The following is a 13,483-nucleotide window of genomic DNA, read 5'->3' on the forward strand; positions in this document are numbered from 1 at the left end:
CGTCGAAACAAGTTCAAATAGAAAATCTTGAATAAGCGCTGATGGTAAAAGCGAGTAGACGGGCTACTCGCTTTTGGTAAGCAATTAAAGCTTAGCTTCGATCATCGCTTCTAGTTTACCTTGGTCAACGGCGAAGTTGCGGATGCCTTCAGCCAGTTTCTCAACCGCCATTGGGTCTTGGTTGTGTTCCCATAGGAACTCAGAATGAGTCATTGGTGCAGGACGCTCAGCTGCGCCTTTAGAATCAACTAGCTTCTCAACCACTTCACCTTCTGCAGCTTCTAGCTCAGCAAGTAGAGCAGGAGCGATAGTTAGACGGTCACAGCCAGCCAGTTCTAGGATCTCACCGATGTTACGGAAGCTTGCGCCCATTACGACAGTTTTGTAGCCGTACTCTTTGTAGTAGTTGTAGATCTTAGTTACAGACAGTACGCCTGGATCTTCTGAAGCTTCGAAGTCACGGCCTTCTTTCGCTTTGTACCAGTCCATAATACGGCCAACGAATGGAGAGATTAGGAATACGCCAGCTTCTGCACAAGCACGCGCTTGAGCGAATGAGAATAGAAGCGTTAGGTTACAGTTGATGCCTTCTTTCTCTAGGATTTCTGCTGCGCGGATACCTTCCCAAGTAGACGCTAGTTTGATAAGGATGCGGTCGTTAGTGATGCCTGCATCGTTGTACATTTTTACTAGTTGACGTGCTTTCGCTACGCTTCCTTCCATATCGTAAGATAGGCGTGCGTCAACTTCTGTAGAGATACGACCTGGAATAGTTTTTAGGATTTCTTTACCGATGTTTACTGCAAGCATGTCACAAGTGTCTTGAACTTGTTGAGCTTTGTCGTTGCTCTGTGCTTTAGCATATTCGATTGAAGCATCGATTAGAGGTGCGTACTCTGCGATTTGAGCGGCTTTCAGGATAAGAGAAGGGTTAGTTGTTGCGTCTTCTGGTTGATACTTTTTGATTGCATCAATTTCGCCAGTGTCTGCTACTACAGTCGTTAGTTTACGAAGTTGCTCTAACTTGTTGCTCATAATCGATCATCCTATTTAAATGGGCTTAAGCGTGATTTTTGTTATCACAGCTTGTGCATTTGCAAGCGAGTTAGCTAATCGTCTCATCGTATTTAATGAGACATCTGCTCAGCCAACTACGGAAAATTTCGTTACCGAACAAATGCAATGAACATTTGATCGATAGCTGAGTAAATGATGTGTCCATATTTATCCTATCTATACTGAAAGTCAATCGCTGAAATCGACTTATAGTGAACTTCATCAACGTTTTTTTACTGTGTGTGTAGTGGTTAACCCAAATAAACGTTTGCCCTTATTGTTCAAAGCTTGAGCGTTGTACGTGAGGGTAAAAAATTGTAGTGAGAAAATGTTATTGCGATGAGCAAATGTAGCGTTTAAATTGATAAAGAACATATGCTAAGTCAATGAGCATATGCTCACTTATTGCATACAATATCGATCCTCTTAAAGGGCGAGAGAAACCATGAGCAGTTCTAATCAAGATATTTCCATTGAAAACACGGATTTGTTGACAGAGATTTCCGTCGCGTATTATCAAGACGGTGCGACTCAGGAAGAGATATCGAGAAAATTTGCCATATCACGCGCAAAGGTCGGGCGAATGCTCAAGCAGGCGCGTGATGAAGGCATCGTTGAAATCACCGTTAAATACCACCCGGTGTTTAGCGCCAAGATTGAACAACGTTTGATCGAGCGATTCGGCGTTAAGCGCGCGCTTGTCGCTCTTGATCAGCCAAATGAAGAGGCACAGCGACTACAGGTGTCGGGATTGGTGTCCAATTATCTCACCAGTACGCTTAAAAACGGCATGGTGGTGACCGTTGGACAAGGGCGTAACGTATCTTCTGTTGCTCATCACATTGGGGTGATCACCCCGCGCGACTGTAAATTTGTGTGTGGTATCGGCGGTATTCACCCACGTGGTGGTATGTATAACGCCGACCACATTTGCCGTCAGTTAGCAAAGAAGTATGGGGGGACCTCGGAAACTCTCTATGCGCCGGCTTACGCAGAGAACAGAGAACAGAAGTTGGCTTTCATGCAAAATGCAACCGTCAAACAAACGCTCGATTTGGCACGTAAAGCCGATGTCGCTTTGGTCGGTATTGGTGACATGAGCGAAAACAGTTACATGGTGGACTTAGGTTGGTTTACGCCTGATGAAGTGGTTCAGTCGAGACTTCAACAAGGCGTGGTCGGGGACTTTGCAGGTTATGATTTCTTTGATATTCACGGTAATGTTGCCAACACCGTAATGAGTGACCGAGTGATTGGCCTTGGTATTGAAGAGTTTCGCCCAATATCGGAAGTCATCGCGATTGCAGCGGAGAACAGTAAGCCGCTCGCCTTACTTGGAGCATTAAGAACCGGAGCTATAGACGTGATCGCCACAAGCGTCAGCAACGCATTAACGGTACTCAACTTAGATGAGCAAATGCACGGCAACGCGGCATCTGAGAGTTAGCACAAATAATATGCAATTTATGTAATCAGGCTGCGAGGAGTTATAAATGACTCGCAGCCTGATTTCGTTTCCAAGTTAAAAATATTCTCTAGGAGTAGCTTTAAATTTGTACATCTACTCTGGAGAACACAATGAAAAAGACACTTCTTGCTGCACTGATTATAGGGCTGACTGGTGCTGCGCACGCCGAGCAAAAAGTCGTGGCGGGTTACTTTGCGGATTGGCAGTACGCGAATGCAGAAAACCCATACACGGTGAACGATATTCCCGCCGATAAACTGACGCACGTGATTTACGCGTTTCTTAGTATGTGCGGCCCTCATGCCGGTGCTTCTGAAACGGTACAAAAACTGGTTGCCGAACAATGTGAAGGAAAAGATCCGTATACGGCGATCATTGTCGATACCGAAGCAGCATTAGAAAAGGACTTTGGCGATGTCTCCGTTAACGTGCCATACAAAGGCCACTTCGCTCAACTTGCTGAAATGAAGAAACAACATCCTGATCTTAAAATTCTCCCTTCTTTTGGTGGTTGGACAATGTCCGAACCGTTCCATGCTATGGCAAAAAATAAACAAGCGATGGATCAATTCTCAAAAACTGCCGTTGAATTGATTGCTCAATATGATTTCTTTGATGGTATTGATCTGGATTGGGAATACCCTGGTGGTGGCGGTTTAACAACGTCGCCTTGGAACCCTGACACCAAGCTTTCTGATGAGCAAAAAGTATCTGAGCGTGAGGCCTTTACCTATTTAGTAAAAACCATGCGTGCAGAGTTAGATGAACTCACAAATCAAACCAAACGTGAATACGAGCTCTCTACAGCGGTAGGCGTTGGTCCAAAAGCAGCAGGTATCGATTGGAAAGCCGCGGAGCCGTACCTAACTAACATGTTTGCAATGACGTATGACTTCCTTGGTGGTTGGGGACAGCAAACCGGGCATACTACCAACTTGCATGCGACTGAGCGAAGCTGGTGGGGCATGGGCGCAGACGTGTTCATCAACCAGATGATTGAACTCGGTATTCCAAGTGAGAAACTGGTGATTGGCGCTGCGTTTTACGGGCGTGGCTGGCAAGGCACCAAAGACTTCTCGGGTGGCTTACCAACGCAAGATCTTGTATCCGAGCAAGGAGCGCAGTTTGGTACGGGTGAGAACGGCTATTTCATGTTTTGGGATTTGGTGAAGAACTATGGAGCGGAGCAGGGCTACGAGTACAAGTATGATGAGCAATCTCAAGCGCCTTACTTGTGGCATCCTGTAAAGAAAGTCTTTATCTCTTACGAAGATCAACGCTCGATCAAAGCCAAAGCAAATTGGGCTAAACAGGCGAACTTAGGTGGCATTTTTACCTGGGAATTATCAGGCGACCCGAAAGGCGAGTTGGTGGAGGTGATGTACCAAGAAATGAATAAATAAAACCTTCTAAGCAAAGTGATCGTAGTTATTCAACTACGGTTTCTTTGCTTTGGTTCTGCTTCGTAAAAGCGATCAAGTCTTCAAGCGATAAAGGTTTAGAGTAGAAGTAGCCCTGAATCAAATCACAACCGCAAGCTTTTAACTCATTCAGTTGTTGCAGCGTCTCTACTCCTTCAGCTAGTACTTTCATTTCAAAGTTTTTGCCGATAGAAATGATATTCTTAACCATATTCAGCGCTTTTTTGTCATGCTCAATGTGATCGACAAAGCTCTTGTCAATCTTCACCTCGTCAATAGGTAGCGTACGCAACATGCTTAATGAAGAGTAGCCAGTCCCGAAATCATCGAGCGAGATTTTAAAGCCAAGAGCATGCAAGCGCTCGCAAATTGGTGCGAACTTTTCAAGATCTTCAATAAACAGGTTTTCGGTGATCTCTAGGGTAATCTTTGAACATTCGATGCCGCGTTTCTCAATAGCATTCATAAGATTAGTAATGAATTTGGCGTGAACAAACTGTTTGACCGAGATGTTAATAGACATCTGGATAGATGTATCAATATTACCAGTCAGTTTAGCCATATCTGTCAGGCTATTTTCAATGATTTGTTCACCAATACGAACCATCAACCCAGTGCTTTCTGCGACGGGAATAAATTCACTTGGTGGGACTAAGCCGAGCTCATCATCACTCCAACGAATAAGCGCTTCGACACCATAAATATCGCCTTCTAGGTTTAACTGAGGTTGATAAACCATATGAAGCGCTTGCTTATCTATCGCGAGCCTCAGGCGTTGCTCAATTTTCATTTTACGCAGGTGTGTAGCTTGCATCTGCTGATTGAACAGGCTGTATACGTTGCGTTGTTTTTTCGCTTGATACATCGCAATATCGGCTGACAGGAGCAGTTCATCTAATGTTTCACCATGGTGTGGATAGCAGGCAATACCAATACTGCAACTGAGCAGAAACTGACTGTCATTGACTTCGTAGGGTTCTGATAGCGCCTTTATTAAGTCGCTCGCTAGTCTTTTAACGCTTACTTCATCAATTCGATTTGTTAGAAAAATAAACTCGTCACTGGCTTCACGGATGATTAATCGGCCATCGTTAACAAAGGTGTTTAAGCGGATAGATATTTGTTTTAGAACTTCGTCGCCAAAGTCATGACCATGTGTGTCGTTGACTGATTTGAAATTATCAATATCGATAAACATCAAAGAAAAAGGATTCCCTTTCCCAGAAAGCCAGTGTCGAATGTTTGCGCGTAGGTACTCTCGGTTTGGTAATCCAGTGAGATGATCGTGGTTCGCTTGATAGAGCAAACGCAGTTTTGTTTTATGTTCATTGTTCGCAATAGAGCGGAATAAAGCGTAAAAAGCACCTTGGACGATAAGAAAAACAATCGAGTACAGTGCAAACTGTTCGTAAAATCCGCGCTTAATAAAATTCAAATCTGTCGAGGAAGAGGCCCAAAGATGATAATCAGGAAGGTATCTCAATGTGATTAACTCACTCAGGCGAGAATTGTCGACAACAATATTTAGCGCTCGTGTGAGCTCTTTTAGTTGCGCCATATCCCAGCCTGAATCTTTTGTGATTTGAGCCATAACGGCTTTTATATCTAAATCATTGGCAGGTTTTAGGTAATCTTCTAGGGTTGTATCTTCTGACGAGCTAAAAGTAAGGTAGCCATCACTGCGGATCAATGTGACCCGATTGTGCTCATTAGCATGAATGTCGTTACGAAAAACCGAAGATGAATTCATATTAAAGCCAGCCGTCATCACTGCTTGTACAACACCATCTTTATTTGGAATTGCTTTTCGGATCGGAATCACAAGTGAATCTTGAGCTGGCATAAAATACGTTCGACCTATAATCATTCGGTCGGAGTTGAGCGCTGCCAAAAAGGTATCACGAGTCAGTGGATCTTGTTTTAGATTATGCAGCTTTGCCAAGATCAAATTGGAGCTTACGGCGATGTAGTCTCCATCGGGGTTAGTTAGGCCGAACCCAATAATCGCCGGATGGATACTGAGTAGTTTGTCCAGCATCGGGCGAGTTTGAACTGCGGCTGTACGAGTAAAGTCATTTCTCTCGACCAACTGATGACCAATGACTTCAAGTAACGATTCTTGTCCTTTCAGAAGTGATTCGACAGAAGAGGCAAACAGCTCCAATTGTAGGAGCTGCTTATCTTTGTACTTATTCAGGGTTGACTCATAATGGTAGCGGCCAAACAACACGAACAGCACGGCGCTTATCGTAAGTAGCGCCATGTATAGTGTCCAAATGTTCTTCTTTAACCTGACCATGCCGCTTCGATAGCTCCTAGATTAGCGAGTAATGGGTAATGAGTGGTCTGCGCCCCATTCTGTCCATGACCCGTCATAGACCGATAAATCACGCCAACCTAACTGGTATGCTGCTAGCAGCAAAATACAGGCCGTTACACCTGAGCCACAACTGAAAATGATTGATTTATCATTATATAACGTTAGTGCACTAAATGCTTGTTTCAATTCCGAGTCTGCCTTTATAAAGCCATTACTCAACAATGTTTGGAAAGGGAGGCAAACAGAATTCGGAATATGACCAGAACGCAGTCCTTCTCTTGGCTCTGGTACCTCGCCTAAAAAACGTGCACGTGAGCGAGCGTCAACAATGTTTGCACTGCAATTGTTTGAGTACTCTAATATTGCATTTGCGTCCAAAAAAGCATGTTTATTTAATTTCCCGGTAAATTTTCCAAGCTGCTTAGCTTCGGACAAGGTATTCGTGACAGGCAGTCCAGCCTCAATCCAAGCCGGGAGGCCACCATTAAGCACTTTGACATTATCGTGTCCCATTGCCTTAAACATCCACCATGCGCGCGGAGAGGCGAGTGTTCCTGAGTTGTCATAAACAACAATAAGGTCTTCGTTGTTCAGGCCAAGTTTCTGAGCGCTGTTATTAAATCCTTCTTCTGTTGGCATCATATGAGGGAGATTGGTATCTGGGAGACAAAAGTCATTGTCGTAGTCGAAACGCAATGAGCCTGGAATCCACTTATTGGTGATCTTTTTCCCTTCGGAAGGAATTTGAAAACGAATACTCGCGTCTAGAAGTTTTACATTTGGTTGGTCTAATAAAGCATGAAGTTCTTTGGCATCGATCAATGCTTGCATGGTTAAATCCTTCTGATTTGGGAAGTCCGCACAGTATCTTTACTCACAGCGAATGAATGAAAGGGATGAGTCAAAACTTGAGCGGGATGCTTGGTGGAATAACGCAATAGAGCCCACTGGACAAGATGCGGACACTGGAACCGTCACTCGTTGTTGCTCTATCTCAGGTGAATTAATAGTGAGGTACCGACGTTGACCATCAAGGGACTGAGTTAAAGTGTTGCTAATGACGGTGGCTGAAACCGTGTTTTCATCCGTTTGCTTAATGAGCAACAAGAGCACAAGTAGGGCAATGAAACCGCTGAAGACCAACATATAGGTTTTGGGATTATCCAATTTGCGCTCCATTGCTATTGTTTCAAGTAATCATTTTGTTTTACAACAAAAAAATCGCATGTTCAAAGAACGATGCGATTTTGTCTTAAAACCTGTGGCTTGCGCCAGTCCCGAGTATCAATGCTCACCAATAGAGCATCTTACATGCGCCATGTCGTATTTCCGGTTGAGACGACTTTTTGAAGAGGTTCTGAGCCATCGTAGAACCAAATTTCGACTAACAGGTTATCTTGGCTGTCCGAGGTGGAGAAGTCTAATTTAGCTTTCCCACTCGTCAGCGCAGCAGAAGCAATATTGCTCGAATATTTCGCTTGGTAGGTTCCAGACGCATCTTCACGGTACTCCTTATAAATGCTCAGATGTGCGCGCTGTAAAGAGTAACCACTAATATCTACCGCAAGTGAGCTTTCTAACCTTGGGTCATAATCGAACCCATCTGGTACGTCTAAATTTTGCATGCTTGGCTCTTCAACAATAACGGTAGTTTGAGCTGGAGGTGGAGTAGCGCTATCGTTGCTTTTGTCGCCACCGCCGCCACCGCCACCGCCGCAGGCTGTTAACGCTAATCCCATGATGATTGTGATTAAGTTTTTCATGATGTTTCTCCTATGGAATGTAACGTTTGTTTGCTTTAGGTTGGGTATGCCAGTTTGCTCCTTCTCGCCCACCAGACTCGGCGTAGGTGGCAAACTCTGGGTAAGCGTCAACTAAGTCAACTTTCTCTAGCGGCCAATTCCACTCTTCGACGATAAGCAATGCCCAAGGGAGGTTGTTCGCTGTTTTGAAGTACACGCCTCGAGTCGGGTCACTTGCGTCTACGCCCACGCCATATAGGTTTGCGTCATCAAACTGCTCAGTTGGTGCTTGGTCTGGCAAATGTACTTCCCATTTTCTACCTGGTTGAAAGGTGATGCCATCGCCGTGATATGTATTGGGTGTGGCAAAGATAAATGGGTCATAAGGCATGGCCTGTAACGCTGAGCGGTCGGAGCCTTCCTTAAAGTAGATGGTCAGTGTGAAAGACAACGCGACGTTATCATTACAACCCGTTTGGGTTCTAAAATACGCACATTGACTTTGCGCATACTGACTGAGGTCGTCACTGATAATGAAGATGGCTTCTTCTGATATCGCTTCTAGACCGTTGGTCGGTTGTTCTTTGCCATTAAACGTTAGCTTTGTTAAGCCGTTTTCAATGCTCGCTTTCGAAACGCCAGGTAGACGAATAGCAAAGCCATTTTTATAGCCAGCCCCATAGGCGGCCAGATCTCCGCTAATCTGGATATTTTCCACCGTGCCGTCCATACGTGTTTCAGTCATACGGAACTTAATGACTACGTCATTCATGTCGTAGTCAGCGGTGTAAGGCCAGTTGTCTTCATACGCGACCGTTGCATAGGAATCTGCACTTGGGAAGTGCTGTACGGATACGCCGTTTTCAGTGATTGTGATTGGGTAATCTTCTACTTCACCCGATGTTGATCCGCCATCAAAGTTCAGACCAGTTTGTTGGCTAAAGCGGAATCGGCTCCAGCTAGGACCTGCGGTTGCCAGTTCAGAGACGACAAATGGAAGCGTATTGCTGCCTGCAGAGAGTAACTCATCAGTGAATACTTGCTCACCTTCGTCAGCAAAGTCACCATCTCGGTTCCAGTCAAACCAAGCTGACAAGTAGCCGGATGTCGATGCAGTTACGTTCACCAGTGAACTTAACCCTGGGTCGAGTGCGGCAACAAAGCCGACGCCATCTTCATCTGCTGTACCAACTTTGTTATCTCCAGACGGAGCCACTTGTCCATCGGCATCACCATCTGGCGCAATGGTGCCAAGCCAAGTTATACCATCAACAGCGTGGCGTGGTCCGTTAGAAGAGAGCAAGGTAGCGTAAGTGTCAGGTGCATCACCAAAGTCAATTGGCTCGTCTTCGTCAATAACAGGAGCGTTCGCGCATCGGGCACCGTCATTTTGGCTGGAACTTGGACCGTTAGACACAAACTCTACAGCAGGAACAATGCCCGCAGCGATATTGGCTGCATTGTTTTCTGATAAGTCGACGCGATAAATTTTGCCGTCCTGATTACGCGATACGTAGTAGTTTCCGTTTACATCAAAGTAGCCTGCACCAAAGGTACCCGTTTCCCCTGTATTGCCGATCGCGGTTGCTTGGCCTGTTTTTGTATCGAATTTATACAATACGCCAGACCCATTATCGATACCATAGAGCGCACCGTCGCCAGGGTGGAACGCAAAATCGGTTAAACTCACGCTTGCATTTGATGTGATTTTATTCAGGATTAAGGTAGCATTTGGGTCCGTATCTAACGGCGACAGATCAATGGAAAATAGCCCTTTACCTTTGCGATACAAGTAGTAGACGTGGTTGTACACGTCGCCGACAAAAAACGTATGGCTAGGAAGCCCTTGTACGTTGAGAGTTTCTGCTTGAAAGTCCTGGCCTAAACGTACGATTTTCAAGTTGGTTGTATCGTAACCATAGATGTATCGATCAGTGAAGTTGAAACCGACGCCGTTAATACCAGATGCTAAGCCCACATCGTCGGTCAGTAACTTGGTTGATCCGGTAACCAGATTAACGCCGTAAACTTGCACTGGGGTCGATTGGAATAAATATGCTTTGCTCGGACAAGTGTCGAATGGCGCTGCGCTTAAGTATGCGCTTGCGAACAGAGATCCAAGTAATAGTGATGTCCTTTTCATGATTCGCCCTCTCATTGGTTTGTATGATATGCAATGAAAGGAATGTGCCAGTTTTTAACTTACTGTTTATAATGAATTTTATATCGGTAAGTTATTTGGTTCGAAATATGAATCTCAGAATAAGAAAAAGCTCAACGTTACGTTGAGCTTTTTGAGAATCTTCATTGATAAGCTGACAGCGTTACTTAGCCACAAACAGGGCAGGTCGGCATTTTCATCAAATTCATTTCCCGCCAGGACATGCTAAACGCATCGAGAATGAGGATCTTCCCTTTTTTGGGTTGGCCGTAATTTGCAATCACCTTGATGGTTTCCATCGCTTGTACAGCGCCAACAATACCCACAACAGGCGCCATGACGCCAGCTTCAACGCAACTTAATGCACTGCTGCCGAATAGCGCGCTCAAACACTGATAGCACGGTTGAGTTGGGTCGTCGTACGTAAACACACTCACTTGGCCTTCCATACGAATGGCTGCACCAGAAATAAGCGGTGTTTTTGTTGCAAAGCAGAGTCGGTTGAGTTGATTGCGAGTGTCGACGTTATCTGAAGCATCGACCACCACAGTGTGTTGTTCAATCAAAGCTTGAAGTTGAGCATCATCGAGACGTTTAGCAACGGTGTTTACTTCGATATGAGGATTAAGTTCCCGCAACGCATCCGCCGCGGAATCAACCTTTTTACGGCCAATATCGGCGTCGTGGTGCAATACTTGGCGTTGTAAATTGGAGAGCTCAACAATATCGTCATCGATAAAAGTAATATTGCCAACACCAGCCGTGGCAAGGTATTGGCTAGAAGCGCAACCTAAGCCGCCAGCACCCAAAATAAGCACTGAGCTTTGTTTGAGAGCTTCTTGCCCTTCGAAATCAAACTGGCGAAGAATGATCTGGCGGTTATAGCGCAGCATCTCCTGATCGGAAAGAATATCCACGGTACGTTCCTAGTATAACGTTGAGTTAAACAGTTGGATTTGAACCGTTTCGCCAACTTCCACACGGCCACGCTCACGTTCCAACACAACAAAGCAGTTTGCCAAACTCATTGAGCGGAAGGCTCCTGAACTTTGGTTGCCAGTGGTTTCAACGACAAATTTACCGTTTTCTAGAGTATAGATACCGCGTTGGTAGTCTGTACGTCCCGGCGCTTTCTTAAATGCGGTTTTAGTCGTCGCAGGGATAGACTCAGGTGCTTTCCATTCAGTGTGGCCTGCCAATTTAGCCAACATTGGTTGAACAAGTACGTACATTGTTAGCACCGCAGATACAGGGTTACCTGGTAGCCCACAGAACCAAGCAGTACTTAACTTGCCAAATGCGAAAGGTTTACCCGGCTTGATTGCCAGTTTCCAGAAACCGATTTCGCCAAGTTCTTCAAGAATGTCTTTGGTGTAATCTGCTTCACCAACGCTGACACCGCCAGACGTTACAACCACATCCGCAAGCGTTTGTGCTTTTTCAAACGTTGCTTTTAGTGTTTCTGGGCAGTCAGGGATAATGCCAAGATCAATCGCTTCACAACCAAAGTTTTCGATCAGCGGCTTAATACCGTAACGATTACTGTCGTAGATTTGACCCGCCTTGAGTGGCTCACCCAATGGTTTAAGTTCATCACCTGTGGAGAAAAATGCCACCTTTGGCTTACGCACGACGGTGACATGGCTGACACCAAGAGAGGCAATCATTGGAATATCGCGCGGTGTCAGGCGCGCGCCTTTTGCCAATACAATATCGCCTTGCTTGATGTCGTCACCCGTAGGGCGGATGTTATTTTGCGGCTTCACATCCGTTTGGTTGAACTGAATACCAGCGTCGGTCACTTCCGTATTTTCTTGCATGATAACGGCATCACAGCCTTCCGGAATTTTCGCGCCAGTCATGATTCGAACACAAGTGCCTGCCGGCCATTCACCCTCAAAAGGCTGACCTGCGAAGGATTTACCTGCCAGAGGCAACACTGTAGACACTTCTAGGTCTTGAACACGAATGGCATAACCGTCCATCGCTGAATTGTCGAAAGGGGGCACGTGAATTGGCGATAAAATGTCTTCAGCCAGCACAAAACCCAGAGCGTCAGCAAGAGGAAGAGAAAGTGTCGTTTGGATAGGTTTGATTCGCGATAGCATCTTATCCATCGCTTCTTCAATTGGCATCAAGCCAGGTGCGTCGCAGCAGCCCATTGAGATAATCCTATGTTCTTTTGTTTTGTGGCAACTCTACCATAAAAGGGGACCGAGTAAGAATGTCCACCTATAAAATATGGGTGTAATTATTCAAAAATCCGAGTATCCTTGTCACCCATCCGAAAGGGGTAAAGTTCCTACGGAGCATGAGAAAATAGCTCAGTGTATTCTTGTTATGTGCCTTGGCGTTATAAACATCGGACTGAGCGACTTTAACGCTACGGGATGAAAACACGGCAATTGTATTTCACACCGAGAGTGGTAGTTACAAAAGAGGAAGTGGAATGTCAGGTCTTAGCGAGTCAGCAAAGTTAGTGAAAGAAGCGCTAGAGCAACGCGGGTTAGAAACACCAATGCGCCCTAATGCCGTTAGCCGTGAAGAGAAGAAGGAAAAGATTGAATACCACATGCGTGAGATTCTTGGTCTGCTTCAGCTCGACCTTACGGATGATAGCTTAGAGGAAACGCCACACCGCATTGCAAAAATGTACGTGGACGAGATTTTCTCTGGTTTGGATTACTCCAACTTCCCCAAGATCACAGTTATCGAAAACAAGATGAACGTGAGCGAAATGGTTCGCGTGAAAGACATTACTGTGACCAGTACGTGCGAACACCATCTTGTGACAATCGATGGAAAAGCCGCTGTTGCTTATATTCCTCGCGGTAAGATCATTGGCCTGTCTAAGATCAACCGTATTGTTCGTTTCTTTGCGCAACGCCCTCAAGTTCAAGAGCGTATGACCCAGCAAATCCTTGTTGCTTTGCAAACATTGCTTGAGTCTGACGATGTAGCGGTGACTATCGACGCGACGCATTACTGTGTGAAATCACGCGGTGTGATGGATGCCACCAGTGAAACCACGACTACAGCGTTAGGTGGTATTTTTAAGAGCAACCCAGCGACCCGTGCTGAATTTCTGCATGGCCTGCGTTAATCAAATCGACAGATAAAATTGAGCGAGGATGGCGAGTTGCCATCCTTTTTTATATCTTTTATATCCAAATCATCGTCAAGTGAGTCGCAATAAATAGTAATTATGCAATTGTGTATTGACAGTCACATTCGTTGCTCTTAATATATGCGCCCAATGAACGGCTACAACTTGTAATCGTTTGTTTTAAAAAGAGATATTTCTCTAAGTTCAGC

The 13,483-nt window shown here is 45.2% G+C and carries 11 protein-coding genes; 3 read left to right on the forward strand and 8 right to left on the reverse strand.

Translation table 11 applies throughout. The annotated features are described in order from the left end of the window. Positions 1-84 precede the first annotated feature (84 nt). Entirely contained in the window at positions 85-1,035 is a 951-nt protein-coding gene (tal, locus tag CBX98_RS08640; protein ID WP_005396118.1) for a transaldolase, read from the reverse strand. Between the two features lie 466 nt (positions 1,036-1,501). On the opposite strand from tal, the gene CBX98_RS08655 reads away from it, so the two are divergent. Together CBX98_RS08655 and CBX98_RS08660 are read left to right on the forward strand one after the other, a co-directional pair. Continuing rightward, positions 1,502-2,503 (forward strand): sugar-binding transcriptional regulator, encoded by a 1,002-nt coding sequence (locus tag CBX98_RS08655; protein WP_005396112.1) that lies wholly within the window; start codon positions 1,502-1,504, stop codon positions 2,501-2,503. 131 nt (positions 2,504-2,634) lie between these two features. After that, entirely contained in the window at positions 2,635-3,927 is a 1,293-nt protein-coding gene (locus tag CBX98_RS08660; RefSeq protein WP_109168982.1) for a glycoside hydrolase family 18 protein, read from the forward strand. A gap of 25 nt (positions 3,928-3,952) precedes the next feature. Here the strand turns inward: CBX98_RS08660 and CBX98_RS08665 are convergent, their stop codons facing one another. From CBX98_RS08665 to moeA, 7 genes are all read right to left on the reverse strand, one after another. Then, a complete protein-coding gene (locus tag CBX98_RS08665; protein WP_046875898.1) occupies positions 3,953-6,244 on the reverse strand; it encodes an EAL domain-containing protein in 2,292 nt (763 codons plus the stop codon). 21 nt (positions 6,245-6,265) lie between these two features. Next, complete coding sequence (locus CBX98_RS08670; protein ID WP_109168983.1) at positions 6,266-7,096, reverse strand: sulfurtransferase; 831 nt, start codon at positions 7,094-7,096, stop codon at positions 6,266-6,268. Between the two features lie 39 nt (positions 7,097-7,135). Further along, positions 7,136-7,432: a hypothetical protein gene (locus CBX98_RS08675; RefSeq protein ID WP_005396101.1), complete on the reverse strand. Its 297-nt coding sequence runs from the start codon at positions 7,430-7,432 to the stop codon at positions 7,136-7,138. Between the two features lie 140 nt (positions 7,433-7,572). Then, on the reverse strand, positions 7,573-8,028 hold the full coding sequence (locus CBX98_RS08680) for a hypothetical protein (RefSeq protein ID WP_047008137.1): 456 nt from the start codon (positions 8,026-8,028) through the stop codon (positions 7,573-7,575). 10 nt (positions 8,029-8,038) lie between these two features. After that, entirely contained in the window at positions 8,039-10,150 is a 2,112-nt protein-coding gene (locus CBX98_RS08685) for an LruC domain-containing protein (protein WP_109168984.1), read from the reverse strand. A 185-nt stretch (positions 10,151-10,335) separates the two neighbouring features. Continuing rightward, positions 10,336-11,085, reverse strand: a complete 750-nt coding sequence (moeB, locus tag CBX98_RS08690) for a molybdopterin-synthase adenylyltransferase MoeB (protein ID WP_109168985.1) — start codon at positions 11,083-11,085, stop codon at positions 10,336-10,338. Positions 11,086-11,094: 9 nt separating this feature from the next. Further along, positions 11,095-12,330 (reverse strand): molybdopterin molybdotransferase MoeA, encoded by a 1,236-nt coding sequence (moeA, locus tag CBX98_RS08695; RefSeq protein WP_109168986.1) that lies wholly within the window; start codon positions 12,328-12,330, stop codon positions 11,095-11,097. A 287-nt stretch (positions 12,331-12,617) separates the two neighbouring features. On the opposite strand from moeA, the gene folE reads away from it, so the two are divergent. Next, positions 12,618-13,271 carry a GTP cyclohydrolase I FolE gene (gene folE / locus CBX98_RS08700; RefSeq protein WP_006741127.1) on the forward strand — a complete coding sequence of 218 codons (654 nt, stop codon included), beginning with the start codon at positions 12,618-12,620 and terminating at the stop codon, positions 13,269-13,271. Positions 13,272-13,483: the final 212 nt, after the last annotated feature.

The organism is Vibrio sp. T9, from assembly GCF_003123985.1.
Lineage (GTDB): Bacteria > Pseudomonadota > Gammaproteobacteria > Enterobacterales > Vibrionaceae > Vibrio > Vibrio diabolicus.